This is a genomic window from Amycolatopsis balhimycina FH 1894, assembly GCF_000384295.1.
Taxonomy (GTDB): domain Bacteria; phylum Actinomycetota; class Actinomycetes; order Mycobacteriales; family Pseudonocardiaceae; genus Amycolatopsis; species Amycolatopsis balhimycina.
In genome coordinates this window covers 382074-397257 of the sequence record NZ_KB913037.1, presented here as the reverse complement: position 1 = coordinate 397257, position 15184 = coordinate 382074, and the positions used below count along the sequence as shown (strand labels likewise).

At 71.4% G+C, this 15184-nt stretch carries 15 protein-coding genes; 8 read left to right on the top strand and 7 right to left on the bottom strand.

The features are described from left to right. Positions 1–86: 86 nt before the first annotated feature. The gene (locus A3CE_RS0100920) at positions 87–797 is read right to left on the bottom strand and encodes an alpha/beta fold hydrolase (protein WP_020638182.1); all 711 of its coding nucleotides are present in this window, start codon (positions 795–797) and stop codon (positions 87–89) included. Positions 798–1037: 240 nt separating this feature from the next. Between A3CE_RS0100920 and A3CE_RS0100915 the strand changes: the two genes are divergently transcribed. The 8 genes from A3CE_RS0100915 to A3CE_RS0100880 are packed head-to-tail and all read left to right on the top strand — an operon-like array spanning position 1038 to position 8898. Then, the gene (locus A3CE_RS0100915; protein ID WP_020638181.1) at positions 1038–2360 is read left to right on the top strand and encodes an MSMEG_0569 family flavin-dependent oxidoreductase; all 1323 of its coding nucleotides are present in this window, start codon (positions 1038–1040) and stop codon (positions 2358–2360) included. After that, positions 2360–3205: an amidohydrolase family protein gene (locus A3CE_RS0100910; RefSeq protein WP_020638180.1), complete on the top strand. Its 846-nt coding sequence runs from the start codon at positions 2360–2362 to the stop codon at positions 3203–3205. Before A3CE_RS0100915 ends, A3CE_RS0100910 begins: the two co-directional genes overlap by 1 nt. A 4-nt stretch (positions 3206–3209) precedes the next feature. Beyond that, entirely contained in the window at positions 3210–3722 is a 513-nt protein-coding gene (locus A3CE_RS0100905; protein ID WP_020638179.1) for an MSMEG_0572/Sll0783 family nitrogen starvation response protein, read from the top strand. 8 nt (positions 3723–3730) lie between these two features. Next, complete coding sequence (locus tag A3CE_RS0100900) at positions 3731–4801, top strand: MSMEG_0568 family radical SAM protein (RefSeq protein ID WP_020638178.1); 1071 nt, start codon at positions 3731–3733, stop codon at positions 4799–4801. Position 4802: 1 nt separating this feature from the next. Beyond that, positions 4803–6173 carry an MSMEG_0567/sll0787 family protein gene (locus tag A3CE_RS0100895; protein WP_020638177.1) on the top strand — a complete coding sequence of 457 codons (1371 nt, stop codon included), beginning with the start codon at positions 4803–4805 and terminating at the stop codon, positions 6171–6173. Then, entirely contained in the window at positions 6170–7000 is an 831-nt protein-coding gene (locus A3CE_RS0100890; protein WP_026468033.1) for a carbon-nitrogen hydrolase family protein, read from the top strand. The genes A3CE_RS0100895 and A3CE_RS0100890 overlap by 4 nt, the downstream gene beginning before the upstream one ends. Further along, positions 7001–7831 (top strand): carbon-nitrogen hydrolase family protein, encoded by an 831-nt coding sequence (locus A3CE_RS0100885; RefSeq protein ID WP_020638175.1) that lies wholly within the window; start codon positions 7001–7003, stop codon positions 7829–7831. Then, positions 7831–8898, top strand: coding sequence for an MSMEG_0565 family glycosyltransferase (locus A3CE_RS0100880; RefSeq protein ID WP_020638174.1), 1068 nt, complete (start codon positions 7831–7833; stop codon positions 8896–8898). The genes A3CE_RS0100885 and A3CE_RS0100880 overlap by 1 nt, the downstream gene beginning before the upstream one ends. Here the strand turns inward: A3CE_RS0100880 and A3CE_RS0100875 are convergent. Genes A3CE_RS0100875 through A3CE_RS0100850 form a run of 6 tightly spaced genes read right to left on the bottom strand, consistent with a single transcriptional unit; the run spans position 8882 to position 15131 of the window. Further along, positions 8882–9670: a creatininase family protein gene (locus A3CE_RS0100875; RefSeq protein WP_020638173.1), complete on the bottom strand. Its 789-nt coding sequence runs from the start codon at positions 9668–9670 to the stop codon at positions 8882–8884. The genes A3CE_RS0100880 and A3CE_RS0100875 overlap by 17 nt on opposite strands. Then, entirely contained in the window at positions 9667–11001 is a 1335-nt protein-coding gene (locus A3CE_RS0100870) for an FAD-binding oxidoreductase (protein WP_020638172.1), read from the bottom strand. Before A3CE_RS0100870 ends, A3CE_RS0100875 begins: the two co-directional genes overlap by 4 nt. A gap of 11 nt (positions 11002–11012) precedes the next feature. After that, positions 11013–12203 carry a hypothetical protein gene (locus tag A3CE_RS0100865; protein WP_020638171.1) on the bottom strand — a complete coding sequence of 397 codons (1191 nt, stop codon included), beginning with the start codon at positions 12201–12203 and terminating at the stop codon, positions 11013–11015. Between the two features lie 24 nt (positions 12204–12227). Beyond that, a complete protein-coding gene (locus A3CE_RS0100860; protein WP_020638170.1) occupies positions 12228–13088 on the bottom strand; it encodes an ABC transporter permease in 861 nt (286 codons plus the stop codon). Next, positions 13088–13855 (bottom strand): ABC transporter ATP-binding protein, encoded by a 768-nt coding sequence (locus A3CE_RS0100855; RefSeq protein WP_020638169.1) that lies wholly within the window; start codon positions 13853–13855, stop codon positions 13088–13090. The genes A3CE_RS0100860 and A3CE_RS0100855 overlap by 1 nt, the downstream gene beginning before the upstream one ends. A gap of 10 nt (positions 13856–13865) precedes the next feature. Next, on the bottom strand, positions 13866–15131 hold the full coding sequence (locus tag A3CE_RS0100850) for an amidohydrolase family protein (protein ID WP_020638168.1): 1266 nt from the start codon (positions 15129–15131) through the stop codon (positions 13866–13868). Positions 15132–15184: the final 53 nt, after the last annotated feature.

Below are 15184 nucleotides of genomic sequence, written 5' to 3'. Positions count from 1 at the left end.
CTCTATTAGTGATTGACCAATAACTAACGTACCGGCCAAGCACCCGGGTGGTAAGCGCCCGGAACAAAACTGATTTCAGGTTGTCTTCACGGTCGGGAGCCGGCGCGGTTCAGGTCGTTCAGGAGGGCCGCGACCTGGCCGGGGATGGTCACCGATGCCATGTGGCCGGCGTGGAGCGTGACGACGTGGGCGCCGATGCGTTCGCTTGACCTGGCTTGCAACTCGGGTGGGTAGCACTGGTCGTTCGTCAGGTGGACATAGGTGCGAGGGATGGGGAGTTCGTATCCCGCCAGGTCCACCGGCTCGGTGAGCAGTGCCGCGGCGTCATCGACCAGCCCACCGAGGATGAAGGCGGTCTGGTCCTCGTCGGCGTCGTTGCACAGCATGGTCCGCGCCGCCTCGACGCCGACCGAGTAGACGCCTCCCGTGATGCCGGCTTCGACGGCGGTTCGCACGTCCGGATCGATCTGGTCGAGCACGCGTGTGCGGTCTTCGGGCACCACGGCCGACAGCAGGACGACGTGCCGGATCCGCTCGGGCAGCAGGGCCATCACCCGCGGGACGGTGACGCCGCCGAACGAGTGGCCCACCAGCACGATGTCGGTGAGGTCGCGCTCGAGGACGTCCGCTGCGACGGCCTTGGCGCAATCGTCCAGGGTGACGGTCCTGACGTCGGTGCCGGCCCGTTTGCCGCGGCCGGGCAGGTCCACGGCCAGCGCGTCGCCGTCGAGCAGGGGGATCAGCCGGTCCCAGCAGGCGGCACCGAGGGTTGCCCCGTGGATCAGCACGAACGACATCTGGGTCTCCTGGCAGCGGCGGTGGTGCGCGGATGACGACCGCGAGAGCCTAACTGAATTCAGCTCAGTTGCAAACGGGGCAGGTCTTCCCTGGCCTGCCGGCAGTGACGCGCCTGCCCCAGGTGACCGTGGCGATGTTAACCACCGCCGGAGATAAGTTGTCACGCGGCGGCGGCCCGGCAACATGCCGATGTTCCGGATGAAACCGTCCGGAAATGGTTCGCCGGTGCACTGATCGGCATGAACTTCGAGCTCGACGGCCTGCATCGGCCGGTGATCGTGGTCGGCGGCGGCCAGGCGGGACTGTCGATGTCCCACTGTCTGAGCACCGCCGGGGTCGGGCACCTGGTGCTCGAACGCGAGCGCGCGGGGCACGAATGGCGGACCCGCCGCTGGGACAGTTTCTGCCTGGTCACGCCGAACTGGCAATGCCGGCTGCCCGGGTTCCCCTACGCGGGCGGGGATCCGGACGGGTTCATGGTCCGGGACGAGATCGTCGCCTACCTCGAGGCGTACGTGAAGGAGTTCGACGTCCCGTTGCACGAGGGCGTCGAAGCGACGCGGCTGCGGCAGCTGCCCGGGGGCGGGTTCCGGCTCACGACGTCGGCCGGTGAGCTGACCGCCGATCACGTCGTGCTGGCCACCGGTCCGTATCAGGTGCCGCTGAAGCCGCGGCTGGCCGAGCGGTTGCCCGAGCACGTCGTCCAGCTGCATTCGGCCGAGTACCGCAACCCGGCGCAGCTGCCGGACGGCGAAGTCCTGGTCGTGGGAACGGGGCAGTCCGGCTGCCAGATCGCCGAGGACCTGCACCTGGCCGGGCGCCGGGTGCACCTGGCCGTCGGGGCGGCGCCGCGGGTGGCCCGGCACTACCGCGGCCGCGACGTCGTCGCGTGGCTCGACGAGATGGGTTACTACGCGCGGGGGATCGACGAGTTCGCCGACGCGGATGCCGTGCGGTTCCGGGCGAACCACTATGTCACCGGCCGCGACGGCGGGCACGACATCGATCTGCGCGCGTTCGCCACCGAGGGCATGCAGCTCTACGGCAGGCTCCACACAATCCGAAGTGGACAACTGAGCTTCGCGGACGACCTGCGCCGCAACCTCGACGCCGCAGACACTGTGTCCGAAGGCATCAAGGACTCGATAGATGCCTTCATCGCCCAACGCGGGATCGCGGCGCCGCGGGAAGCACGCTACAAGCCGGTGTGGGAACCGCCGGAGGGGCCTCGCACCCTCGACGTGGAAGCGCTTTCGGCGGTCGTCTGGAGCACCGGCTTCGGCCGCGACCACCGCTGGATCGACGTCCCGGTGTTCGACGGCAAGGGCTACCCGACGCATCACCGCGGCGTCACCAGCTGCCCTGGGCTGTACTTCCTCGGCCTGCCGTGGCAGCACACCTGGGGCTCCGGCCGGTTCTGCGGTGTCGCGGCGGACGCGGAGTACCTGACCCGGCGGATCACCGGGGTCGGCCGCGGCGCCGACGTCCGGTGGCTCTCCGGCACGCCGGTGAGCACCTACCCGGCCGACGACGACTGGGTCGCGCCCCGGACGGTGGCGTGATGGCGGCACCGAAGTGGACGAACGACGCCCACCGGCACCTGGGCGTGCTGCCGGCGTACCCGTTCTACGGCGGACCGCCGGTCGCCCCGGCGATTGGCGCCCGTGCGACGATCGGGGAGCTGCTGTCCGATTTGGACCGTGAAGGCACCGAGCGCGCGCTGGTGATCCCGAACTACGGCGTCCCGGACCCGGCGATCGCGTTCTCCTTCAACGAGCTCTGCGTCGAGGCGGCGGGCAAGGACGACCGGATCAGCGCCGCGCTCTGGGTGTCTCCGCGCGCCGAAGACGCCGGCCGCACCGAAGAAGCGCTGAAACTGGCGGGTGAAGAAGGCGTGCGGGCGCTCAAGCTCAGCTTCCTGCTGGGTGGCCGGGCGGCCGACCCGGCCTGCCGGCCGCAACTGGACCGGATCTTCGCCACGGCGAGGGAGCACGACCTCGTCGTGCACGTCCACACCTCGCCGGGTGCGGCGTCGGACATCGACGAGGTCGGCAAGCTCGTCGACGCCTACGCCGGCGACGTCAAGCTGCACCTCGTCCACTTCGGCGGCGGGATGAGCGGGCACATCAAGCTCGCCGGCGGCCGCTTCTTCGACTGGATCGCCGCCGGGAAGCAGGTCTACACGGACCTGTCCTGGGCGATCGGCTTCACGCCGCGCTGGCTCGTCGAGGAGATCTCACGCCGCGGCTTCGGCCACGACCGCGTGCTGTTCGCTTCCGACGAGCCATGGGGCGATCACGAGGGCGAACTCGCGAAGCTGGCCACCGCGGCCGGTGACGGCGAGCTCGCCGACCTGGTTTTCCGCGGCACGTTCGACGTGCTGTACGGACCGAAGAAAGGGAAATAGACCGATGGCAGAGCTGACCGAAACCGAGAAGACCAGCCTCGACGAGATCCCGCACCCGTCGCTGCCGCAGGGGTCGAACATCTACGGCGGGACCAAGGTCTTCCCGGACTACCAGGCCGAACCCGGCCAGAGCTACTTCACGCTCGTGCACGGCATCGCACACGAGTCGTCGGTGAGCTTCGTGGCGATCCTGCAGGCGACCCGCGCGCTGCGGAAGGGTTTCGAGGCCGCGATCTACTTCTACGGCCCGGGTTCGCTGAACTGCCTGGCCACCCGCGGCTTCCCGACCACCGGCAACGCCGCGTTCCCGGGCGAGCTGAACATCAACGACCAGCTCAAGACGTTCATCAGCGAGGGCGGCAAGGCCTACTGCTGCCGGTTCGGCCTGTCTCTGCACGGTGCGCGCGAGGAGGACCTCATCGAGGGTGTCATCCCGACGCACCCCCTCGATGTACAGGACGCGCTGATCCACTACGCGCGCAAGGGCGCGATCATCAACTCCACCTACATGTTCTAGGAGCCGTAGTGCGCGTTGGCATCGAAGAAGTTCTGGACACCCGCGCCGACATCGCCGTCCGCGGGGTGCGGGTGGACGCACCTGTGCGGCGCAGCAAGGGCGCCGGGCCGAGCGACGACGGCCACCTGGTCGTCGACGGTGCCAACGCGACGCTGCCGCTGAACCCCGACAGCCCGTACGAGGTCCGCGACGGCCGGATCCACCGCGGGCCGGTCGACCTCGGCCTCAGCGTGACGCCGGTGGCGCGGCCGCGGTTCTACGATCTGTCCACTTCGGACGGAATTCCCTACCGGAAGATCGCACTGCTGCACGGCAAGGACGTCCTCGCGACGACCGTCGTGCAGACCTGCGTCCGGTACGCCGAGGACCAGCGCTGCCGGTTCTGCACCATCGAGGAGTCGCTGCGGTCGGGGTCCACCGTCGCCGCGAAGACGCCGCAGCAGCTCGCGGAGGTCGCCGAGGCCGCGGTGCGGCTCGACGGCGTCCGGCAGATGGTGATGACGACCGGCACGACGGCCGGGCCGGACCGCGGGGCCCGGCACCTGGTCCGGTGCGTCCGGGCGGTGCTCGACGCCGTCCCGGGCCTGCCCATCCAGGTGCAGATCGAACCACCGGGCGACCTCGGCGTGCTCACCGAACTGCGCGAAGCCGGGGCGACGTCGATCGGCATCCACGTCGAGTCCCTCGACGACGACGTCCGGCAGCGCTGGATGCCGGGCAAGTCGACCGTACCGCTGGCGGAGTACGAGGCCGCGTGGGCGGAGGCGGTCCGGGTGTTCGGCCGCAACCGCGTCTCGACCTACCTGCTGATCGGCCTCGGCGAGGACCCGGACGACCTGGTCGAGGGTGCCGGGCGGCTGATCGACCTGGGCGTCTACCCGTTCGTCGTCCCGATGCGGCCGATGCTCGGCACCCTCGCCCGCCGCGACGGCGCGACCGCGCCTTCGCCTTCGCTGGTCGCCGACGTCACGAGCCGGGTCGCGGCGCTGCTGCGGGCCGCCGGGATGACCGGCGCCGACCAGGGCGCGGGCTGTGCCGCGTGCGGGGCCTGCGGCCTGCTGAGCGCGGCGGGAGGCTGACGTGGACCACGACATCCTCGCGCTGCTGGGTGACGTCCGCAGCGTCGCCGCCCGCCCGGCGTTCCACATCTCTGAAGCTGACCGCAGTGGACTGACGGCGTATCGCGCGTTGCGACACGAAGCGTTCGTGTCGCGACAGGGCCTCTTCGCCGGGCACGATCTCGACGACCACGACGCCGATCCGCGCACGATCGTGCTGGTCGCCCGCGACGCGGCCGGTGCCGTGCTCGGCGGGGTCCGGCTCGGCCCGGCGACGGACGGCCCGGATCTGGGCTGGTGGCAGGGCGGCCGCCTGGTCGTCGCCCCCGGCTCGCCACCGGGGATCGGCTCGGCCCTGGTCCGCGCGGCCTGCGCGCGGGCCGAGGCCGAGGGCGCGCTGCGGTTCGAGGCCACCGTCCAGACCCGCACCGAAAAGCTGTTCGCCCGGCTCGGCTGGCAGCCGGTGCGGCCGGTGACCGTCGCGGGCCGCGAGCACGTGCTGATGCGGTGGCCGATCGGCCGGATCGCCGCGCTGGCCCGCGCGACCAAGGCCGCACTCGGGCCGCTGCTGCGCGGCATGACCGGCGTGCCCGGCTTCGTCGGCGACGACGGCGTCCCGCTGCCGGGCACCGACGTTGTCGCGGCCTGCGACGCGATCATCCCGGCCATGGTCGAGCGCGACCCGGAGTGGGCGGGCTGGTGCTCGGTGCTGGTCAACCTCAACGACTTGGCCGCGATGGGGGCCACGCCGACCGGGTTGCTCGACGCGCTCGGCGCCCGTGACGCGTCCTTCGCCGCCCGTGTCCTGAGTGGACTGCGGAAGGCGAGCGAGGCGTACGGCGTGCCGGTGCTCGGCGGGCACACGCAGTTCGGCGTCCCGGCCTCGCTGTCGGTCACGGCGCTGGGCCGGACCGCCGACCCCGTGCCCGGAGGTGGCGGGAAGCCGGGGCAGCGCGTCTGGCTCACCGCCGACCTCGGCGGCGGCTGGCGGCCCGGCTACACCGGACGCCAGTGGGACTCGACGAGCTTCCGCCGCACGCCCGAATTGCGCGAACTGCTCGGCTCGGTCGCGGCGGTGCGACCGGACGCGGCCAAGGACGTCTCGATGGCCGGGATCGCGGGCACCCTCGGCATGCTCGCCGAAGCGTCCGGCTGCGGCGCGCTACTGGACGTCGAGCGCGTGCCGCGGCCGCCCGGAGCGTCCACAGGGGACTGGCTGACCTGCTTCCCGGGCTTCGCGATGCTCACCACGGGGACGCCCGCGCCGGCGGGCCCGGCGGTCACCGCCGAGTGCGGCGAGCTGGTGCCGGGGGCCGGCGTCACGCTGCGCTGGCCCGACGGCGAACTGACGCGAGCCATCGACGGCGGCGTCACCGGATTGGGGAACTCATGACGACACTCAGGATGGCCGCGGTCGCCGCGCCGTTCGACCGCGATCTCGAGGGCGACTTCGCGCGCATCGAGAAGCTGATCGGTGAGGCGAAGGCCGAAGGCGTCCGGCTGCTGGCCCTGCCGGAGGCGGCGCTCGGTGGCTACCTGGCCAACCTCGACGGCGGCGCCGAGGGCCCGCCCGCGCTCGCCGCCGACGGCCCGGAGCTGAAGCGGCTGGCCGCGCTGGCCGGCGACCTCGTCGTCACGGCCGGGTACTGCGAGCTGGCCGGCGGGCGGCGGTACAACTCCGCGGTGTGCGTTTCCGGCGACGGTGTCCTCGGCCACCACCGCAAGGTCCACCAGCCCCTGGCCGAGAACGCCAGCTACGGCGCCGGACGGGAGTTCGCCGCCTTCGACACGCCGGTCGGACGGCTGGGCATGATGATCTGCTACGACAAGGCGTTCCCCGAATCGGCGCGGGCGCTCGCCCTCGACGGCGCCGAAATCGTCGTGTGCATGAGTGCCTGGCCCGGCAGCCGGACCCAGCCGGCCGCCGACCTCGCCGAGGACCGCTGGAAGCGCCGGTTCGACCTGTTCGACCGGGCCCGCGCGCTGGAGAACCAGATCGTCTGGCTCTCGGCCAACCAGTCCGGCACCTTCGGCGACCTCCGGTTCGTCGCGAGCGCCAAGGTCGTCGACCCGGGCGGCGAGGTCGTCGCCGACACCGGCGTCGCCGAAGGCATGGCGATCGCCGAGCTGGACGTCCACGAGGCGCTGGTCACCGCCCGGCGGTCGATGGGCCACCTGGCCGACCGACGGCCCGACGCCTACCCGGTTAGTGTCCCGTGAATGGGGCAGACCCGGATCGCCGCCGTGGCCGCGCACTTCGGCCGCGACCTCGGCTTCGACCTCCAGCGCATCGCGACGCTGATCGACCACGCGCGCTCGTCCGGTGCCGCGCTGCTGGTGCTGCCGGACGCGGCCCTCGGCGGCTACCTCGCCGACCTGCGCCATCCGGACCCGGACGCGCTGCCGCCGGCGCTCGACCCGGACTGCGCGGAGCTGAAGACCGTCCGGTCGCTCGCCGCGGAGATGGTCGTCTGCGTCGGCTACTGCGAGGCCGACGGGCCGCGGCGCTACAACTCCGCGGTGTGCGTCACCGGTGACGGCGTGCTCGGGCGGCACCGCAAGGTCCACCAGCCGCCGGGGGAGAGCATCGCTTACGAGGCGGGTGACCGGTTCGCCGCGTTCGACACGCCGGTCGGGCGGCTGGGCATGCTGATCGACTACGACAAGACGTTCCCCGAGTCGGCCCGGTCGCTGGCCGTCGACGGCGCCGACATCGTCGCCTGCCTGAGCGCCTGGCCGACCAGCATCACCAACCGCGCGCCGCGGATGGCCCAAGATCGCCAGTCGCGCCTGTTCGACCTCTACGACCAGGCGCGGGCGGCGGAGAACCAGGTCGTGCTCGTGTCGTCGAACCAGACCGGCGCGATGGGCGGGATGCGGTTCCTCGGCCAGGCCAAGGTCGTCGGACCCGGCGGCGAGATCCTCGCCCGGACGTGGTCGAAGGCCGGGATCGCGGTGGCCGAGCTGGACGTCGCGCAGGAGATCGCCAACGCCCGGCGCGTCCTGCACCACCTGGGGGAACGGAAACCCGAGGTCTACCGGGAGGCCTGATGCGCATCGCCCTGCTGAGCTACTCGACGAAACCCCGCGGCGGGGTCGTGCACACCCTCGCGCTGGCCGAGGCGCTGGCGGACCTCGGCGAGGACGTCACCGTGTGGACGCTCGGGCGCGGCGGCGACGCGGGCTTCTTCCGCCCGGTCGACCCGCGGGTGCGGCTGGCGATCGTCCCCTTCCCCGACGTCGCGGACGAGTCCGTCGGCGAGCGGATCCTGCGGTCCATCGCCGTGCTGCGCGCGGCGTTCACCCCGGACGCCTACGACGTCGTGCACGCGCAGGACTGCATCAGCGCGAACGCCGTCGACCGGTGCATCCGGACGATCCACCACCTGGACACTTTCACCACGCCCGAGCTGGCGGCCTGCCACGAACGCGCGATCGTCCGGCCGTACGCGCACATCTGCGTCTCGGCGTCGGTCGCCGCCGAGGTCCGCGACGGCTGGGGCCTCGAGGCAGCCGTCATCCCCAACGGCGTCGACTACCACCGCTTCGCGACCGCGCCGCGCACCGCGGAGCGCGGCCGGTACGTACTGGCGGTCGGCGGGATCGAGCCGCGGAAGGGCTCACTCGACCTCCTGGAGGCGTACGCGCTGCTGGCCGAACCGGATGTCCGCCTGCTCATCGCCGGCGGCGAGACGCTCTTCGACTACCGCGACTACCGGACACGCTGGGAGAAGCGCGCCGCCGAGCTGGGCATCGAGCCGGTCGTGCTGGGTCCGGTCGCGCACGACGAACTGCCGTCACTGGTCGCGTCGGCGGCGGTGTTCGCCTTCCCGTCCACCAAGGAGGGCTTCGGGCTGGCCGCGATGGAGGCCCTCGCCGCCGGGGTGCCGGTGGTGACCCGCGACCTGCCCGTGCTGCGCGAGGTCTTCGGCGGCGCCGCCCGGTTCGCCGCCGACCCGCCCGGCTTCGCGCGAGAGCTGCGGGCCGCGCTCGACGGCGTCGATCCCGCGCCCGGCCGGGCGCGGGCCCGCCGCTACACCTGGGCCGCGGCGGCGGACCGGCACCGCGCTTTCTACCGGAGCCTGCGCGGCACGCAAAGCCTCATTTCCCCGGGCTGAAGTTGTGCTCGAAACGGGCGATCTCGCGGAGGGACTCGACTGCCTGGTGCACGGACGCTTCCCACAGCACCTCGCCGTAGGCCGGGGTCGCCTGCGTCGGGTCTCCGACGACGCCGGGTGTGCCGAAGTCGTTCGACAGCCAGCCGAAGCTCACGGGACGCCCGTTGAATCCGATGTGCCGGAAGTCCGCGAGGTGCTCGGGCACCCAGCGCTCGGCCCGCGAGAGGTCCACGAGGTCGGGGCGCAGGTGCAGGACGAGGGAGGTCTCCGCCGCACCGCCGTGGATGCCGAGCTCCCGCTCGTCCAGCCCTTCACCCGCGGGCGGGGCCGCGCGGACGAGCGAGGGCATGAGGAAGGTCTTGAGCCCGGAGCGTTTGCGGATTTCCCGCAGCGCCACTTGGAGGAGCGCGACGTTTCCGCCGTGCCCGTTGAGGAACACGAGCGTCCCGGCGCCCATGAGCGCTACCGACCGTCCGATTTCGACGGTGGTGCGCAACAGGGTCTCGGCGTCGAGCCAGACCGTGCCGGGCGCCCAGCTGTGTTCGTCCGATTTCGTGTAAGTGAGCGTGGGGAGCTGCCAGACGTCGATGCCCTCGGCGGCGGCGCGTTCGACGGCGGCGCCGGCCACTGCTTCGGCGATCAAGGCGTCGGTGCTGAGCGGCAGGTGCGGCCCGTGGTGCTCGATCGCGCCCGTGGGGAGGACGACGATCGATTCCCGGCCGATCCGGTCGGCGAGGGACGGGCCCGCGAGTTCGGCGATGGCGCGGTTCATATCTTGGCCTGCGCGGGCAGCGTCACGGCGAGTTCGGGCACGCCCAGGTGGCCGGGGTTGAGCAGCCCGTCCGGGTCGGTGCGTTCCTTGAGCGCGAGGAGCTCCTCGACTCCGTGGTCGACGTAGAACTGGTGCGGGCTGTGGACGCGCACGCCGAGTTCGACGAGCTTCGCGTATCCCGCGTAGACGTCTTCGGCGCCCGTGTATTCCGCGACGAGCATCCCGATGGGGAAGTGATGTGCGGCTTCGATGTGCAGGATGCCACCGGGGTACACGGCCTCGACCTCGTGGATGCGGTCGATCAGCGCCTCGCCGCCGACCTCGACGTGGAAGTAGTCCTTGCCGGGACTGTTCTTCTTGAGCCACCAGATGGGGTGGTTGTAGGAGAGCATCGAAACCTTGATCGTCTGCTGGACCCCTTCGCGGACGTCTTCGACCGAGCCGCCGGCGACGGAGATGAGCGACGACGCCGCATCGAGTGCCACCGCGTCGATGATCGCGCGCAGGCTCGCGCGCCCGGCGGGGATCGCCGGGTCCGCGGGGAGCCGTTCCGCCACGGCGGCCCGGTCCGCGCTCACCAGCCGTGGCAGGGGCTCGATCTCACGGAGCGTCCGCACGGCGCCGAGCGCCTCCTCGAAGGTGGGGAAGCTCGCGTAGACGGCCCGCCAGTCCTGGGCCGGTTCGAGCCGGACCGTCGCGCGGGCGATCACCCCCGCGGTGCCGTAGGTGTGCACGAAGGGCCGTGCGTCGTCGCCCTCGACGTGGACGAGGGCCGGTTCGGTACCCGGGAGGGCGACGTCGAGCGCGACGACGAAGCCCTCCCAGTTCGTGCCGTGCGCGATCGACCCCGTGCCGCCCGAGCCCCCGGAGAGGAAGCCGCCCAGGGTGGACTGCGCGGTCGACGGATACATCCAGACTTGCTGGCCGCTCGCGTCGGCCGCTCGTTCCAGAAGTGCCAGGGAGGCGCCGGCTTCGGCCGTGATGACACCGTCGCCCACCTCGACGACGGCGCGGGCGCGCGTCGTGTCGAGGATCAGGCCGCCGTGCAGCGGGATGCCCTGCCCGTAGTTGCCCGTGCCCTTGCCGCGTGCGGTGACGGGGACGCGGTGGCGGGTCGCGGCGGCCACGACCACCGCGATCTCCTCCGCGCTCGCCGGGTAGGCCACGAGGTCGGCGAGGCCGAGCGGGAGCTGCTCGGAGAGGATGGGGCTCATCGTGGCCTCGTCGACCGAGGCGCGCTCGCGGGTCTTGAGGTCGGCGCTCACGCCGCGCTCGCCGAGCAGCTCGACGAGTTCGGCGCGCAGCGCCTCGATGGTCTCAGTGCTGGTCATGACGCTCCTGTTCACCAGCCGAGGGCGATCTTGGGGTCGAGGAACTGGTTCGTGACGAGGTCGCCGGCGACGAGGCCGCTCTTGACGTGTCCGCCCGACTTGGAAAAGACCGGCGCCGCGATCTTGATGAGCTCGGAGACGCGCTTGTCGTCCATTGCGCCGACGTGCCCGGTGCCGGCGTCGGTCGCGATCTTGAGGTCCTTCATCTGGGCGACGGCGGCCTTGCCCACCGCGGCGTCGTACGTCCAGCCGTTGTTGTAGGCCTGCACGAGCTTGACGATGAGGTCGTTCGTGGCCGCCGGGTTCTTCAGGAAGTCGACGTCCGCCTGCTGCATGACGGGCACGAGCTTCTTGAGGCACGGCGAGAGCGAGGCCAGTTCGGTGGTGCGGACGGACATCGTCTGGGGGTACGGGGACCAGCCGGTGTCCGCGACGAGCTGGAACTTGAGCGGTTTGCCCCAGGCGGCGATTTCGTTCTGGTAGACGTACGGTTCAGCGGTCGCGAAGCCTTGCTGCGCGTCCTTGCCCTTGGCGGTCACGAACTTCGCCGGGGCGCCGTCGTAGCTCCCGTCGAGGATGCCGGCGGGCAGGTAGCCCGCATCGGTGAGATAGGCCATGTAGGCGGCGCCGTTGAAGTACCGGACGACGCCGCCGCTCGCCTGGAGCTTGGTGCCGAGGTCCTTGATCGTGGTGACGTCCGGGTAGGTCTTCGGGTCCCACATGATCATCATCGGCGACTTGTCGTTCTGGGCGAACACGGCCGTGGTCGGCATGTCCCCGGAGAACTGGACGGCCTCGTCGGTGGAGACGTAGCCGAGGGTGATCGACTTGTCCTGGTTCATCTGGGCCGAGACCTTCGAGAAGCCGATCGCCGGCCCGCCGGCGCGGATCTGGAGCTTGACGCCGGTCGGCTGCCCGTTGGCGTAGAGGTCGCTCGTCACGGACTTCTGGCTGGCGTCGATCGCGGGGTTGGGTCCGAGCAGCTGGTAGAGGTGCCCGTGGTCGGCCTCGGGATTCCAGTCGGTCTGCACGACGACCGTCGACGGGCACACGCCGGCGAGGTCGACGGCGGGTCCGGTCGGGACGGGCGCCGCGGGCGCTGCGCCGGCGTCGGCCGATCCGCTCCCGCCGCAGGCGGTGAGGGCGACGGCGAGCGTGGCAACGGACAGGATGGCGGCGGCAGTGCGGGGTCGAGTGCGCATGGAACTCCGTTTCGGGTGGGAAAATCAGGTGAAGTCGAACCAGCGGCCGACCGCGAGCCGGCCGATGAGCCCGAAGGCGAGGAAGACGGCGATGCCGTAGAGCGAGGCGACGATGATCGTCGCGTACAGCTCGGGGCCCATCAGGCGGGACGCCGTGACCTGGATGAGGACACCGAGGCCGGGGTCGCCGCGCTGGAAGAACTGGTCACCCACGATCGCGCCGATCACGGACAGGCCCGCGGAGGTGCGGAGGCCGACGAAGATCGAGGGGAGCGCGGCCGGGATCTGCAGCTTGAGGAGCCGGGTCAGCCGGCCGGCGCCTTGGAGTGCGAACAGCTCGCGTTGCGCACGATCTGTGGAATGCAGGCCGAAGAGGGTGTTCGAGACCATGGGGAACAGCGCGATCATGACGGTGACGATCACGCGGGAGAGGAAGGCGTAGCCGAACAGCGCCCCGATGAGCGGCACCAGCGCGAGGATCGGCACGCACTGAAGCACGACAGCGTACGGATACAGCGCCTTCTCGAGGCCCTTTGCCTGGGCCATGACGGTGGCCCACAGGACCCCGAGGACGATGGCGGCGGCGAGACCGACGAGCGAGACGACCGTCGTGCGGCCGAGTGCGGCCCACAGCTCCGCGTTGAACCCGGTCGGAGCGCCGTCGGGGCGCGTGTCGTTGATGATCGCCGTCAGCACGAGGTGCGGATACGGCACGAGGTAGGGCGACTCGACCACCTGGTCGTAATACGCCGCCGCCGCGTACCACAGCCCGACGAAGACGCCGAAGGCCACGACGGGCTGCCACCACGACGCCGTTTTCCGGACGCGCCGGGGCTTCAGGGCGGCGGTGGTCCGGCGTGCCGCGGTTTCCTGGAGCGTGGGCATCAGCTGTGCCCCTTCCTGAGCGCGTGCGAGACGTCGCCGACGAGCTCGGCGAACTCCGGGGTAAAGCGGATGTCGGGATCCCGCGGCATCGGGAACGGCACGTCGAACCGCGCGACGATGGAGCCCGGCCTGCCGGACATGACGACGACCTTGGTCGAGAGGTAGACGGCCTCGGAGACCGAGTGCGTGACGAACAGGCCCGCGAAGCGCTGCTCGGTGAACAGCCGCAGGAGTTCGTCGTTGAGGCGTTCGCGCGTGATCTCGTCGAGGGCCCCGAACGGCTCGTCGAACAGGAACAGTTCGGGGTCGAGCGTGAGTGAGCGCGCGAGGGAGACGCGCATCTTCATGCCGCCCGAGAGCTGTTTCGGGAGATGTTTCTCGAAGCCGTTGAGGCCGACGAGGCCGATCGCGGCGGCCGCCTTCGCGGTCCGGTCCACTTTGGCCGCCCGGTTGAGCTCGGCGAGGAGTTCGACGTTGCCCTGGACCGACCGCCACGGAAGGAGCGTCGCGTCCTGGAAGACGTAGCCGATGCGGCTCGTGCTCACGTCGGCCGCTCCGCCCGAAGCCGATTCGAGGCCCGACGCGATACGCAGCAGCGTCGACTTGCCGCAGCCGCTCGGACCCACGATCGAGACGAATTCGCCGCGGTCCACCGTGAGATCGACGCCGTCGAGCGCCGCCGTGCCGTCGGGGAAGACGAGGTCGACGTCGCGGAAGTCCAGCAGGGTCGAGCGGACAGCGGGCTCGGCCGCGATCGTGGTGGACATGCAATTCCCTTCAGGAAGCGGGGACGGGCAGGGGAGCCACAGTCAGCGCCGCAAGCTCGCGGCGTGCCTCGGTGATCGCGACGACGCGGCCGCGGTGGACGACGATGCGGTCGGCGGGCGCGGTGGCGATCGCGTCGACGAGGTTCACGGCCCGGATGGCGAGGAAGTCGGCTTGGCTGCCGACCACCGTCCCCGCGGGCGGCAGTCCCATGACGGATCGCGCTCCGGTGCTCACGAGCCCGTAGGCGTCCTCCGGCGAGAGATGGCCTGCCGTGACGAGAAGCGACGCGGTTTCGAGTGCGTCGCCGCGGCCCACCGGGTTGAACGGATCGCGCACGTTGTCCGCCCCGGCACCGAGGCGGACGCCCGCGTCGAGAAGCTCGCGCAAGGGCGCAAGACCGCGCGGCGTCGAGACGGGGTGCTCCCATCCCTGGAGATAGAGGTTCGTGATGGGCAGGGTGACGATGCCGATGTCCGCGGCCTTGACGTCCGCGATGATCGCGTCCCGGCGTGCGGCTTCGAGCGTGCCGAGCCGCACGCAGTGGCCCGCCGTGCGCGGGCGGTCGGCCGGCCAGTCGCGCACCGCGCGGGCATAGGCGTCGAGGGTGACGGGCCCGTAAAGGTTCTCGTCGGCGTGGAGGTCGGCGCCGATCCCGCGCCGCTCCGCGAGCGCGAGCAGCCGCGCGAGGTCCGCCGCGGGATCGGGAGCGAGGTGCGGAGCGCCGCCGACCAGGTCGACGCCGACGTCGAGGACCGCTTCCACGTGGTGGTCGGGGCAGTGCGGCCCGGCGAGCGCCACGAGTTCGATGTCCATGAGGCCCGCGAGTTCCGCCCGGACCTGTACGAGGGCACGGGCTGCGCGCGTCACGTCTTCGGTGCCCGCCCCGCCGTCTTCGAGGACGTCGACGTGAGACCGGATCGCGGTGGTGCCCGCGGCGAGCATCGCGAGGGCCTGCGCCCGGGCGCGCTCGACGATCGACTCGACGCTCATCGCCGTCGCGTGCGCCCGCCACGCGTCGATCGCGGAGCCGAGGTCACCGAGCTTCGGGCCGACGGCGTCGAAACTCCGGGCCTTGTCGAGATGCGCGTGGGGCTCGGCCGGGGCGGGAAGCAGCAGCCAGCCATCCAGATCGAGCGTCGGCTCGGGGAGGCCGGCCGCGCCCGCGGCGGTGATCGCACTGACCGTGCCCGAGGTGAACGAGACGTCCACGACGCGCCCGTCGAGCAGCTTCGCGTTGCGCACCGCGGCGAGCGGGCGGGGCAGCGAGTCAGCCATGCGTTTCTCCGGTATCAGGGTGTTGCGGAAGCGCGGGGATGGTGTAAATGTTG

Coding starts and splice junctions, on each gene's coding strand:
- A3CE_RS0100920 (WP_020638182.1), bottom strand. CDS start 797: ATGTCGTTCGTGCTGATCCACGGGGCAACCCTCGGTGCCGCCTGCTGG.
- A3CE_RS0100915 (WP_020638181.1), top strand. CDS start 1,038: ATGAACTTCGAGCTCGACGGCCTGCATCGGCCGGTGATCGTGGTCGGC.
- A3CE_RS0100910 (WP_020638180.1), top strand. CDS start 2,360: ATGGCGGCACCGAAGTGGACGAACGACGCCCACCGGCACCTGGGCGTG.
- A3CE_RS0100905 (WP_020638179.1), top strand. CDS start 3,210: ATGGCAGAGCTGACCGAAACCGAGAAGACCAGCCTCGACGAGATCCCG.
- A3CE_RS0100890 (WP_026468033.1), top strand. CDS start 6,170: ATGACGACACTCAGGATGGCCGCGGTCGCCGCGCCGTTCGACCGCGAT.
- A3CE_RS0100885 (WP_020638175.1), top strand. CDS start 7,001: ATGGGGCAGACCCGGATCGCCGCCGTGGCCGCGCACTTCGGCCGCGAC.
- A3CE_RS0100880 (WP_020638174.1), top strand. CDS start 7,831: ATGCGCATCGCCCTGCTGAGCTACTCGACGAAACCCCGCGGCGGGGTC.
- A3CE_RS0100875 (WP_020638173.1), bottom strand. CDS start 9,670: ATGAACCGCGCCATCGCCGAACTCGCGGGCCCGTCCCTCGCCGACCGG.
- A3CE_RS0100870 (WP_020638172.1), bottom strand. CDS start 11,001: ATGACCAGCACTGAGACCATCGAGGCGCTGCGCGCCGAACTCGTCGAG.
- A3CE_RS0100865 (WP_020638171.1), bottom strand. CDS start 12,203: ATGCGCACTCGACCCCGCACTGCCGCCGCCATCCTGTCCGTTGCCACG.
- A3CE_RS0100860 (WP_020638170.1), bottom strand. CDS start 13,088: ATGCCCACGCTCCAGGAAACCGCGGCACGCCGGACCACCGCCGCCCTG.
- A3CE_RS0100855 (WP_020638169.1), bottom strand. CDS start 13,855: ATGTCCACCACGATCGCGGCCGAGCCCGCTGTCCGCTCGACCCTGCTG.
- A3CE_RS0100850 (WP_020638168.1), bottom strand. CDS start 15,131: ATGGCTGACTCGCTGCCCCGCCCGCTCGCCGCGGTGCGCAACGCGAAG.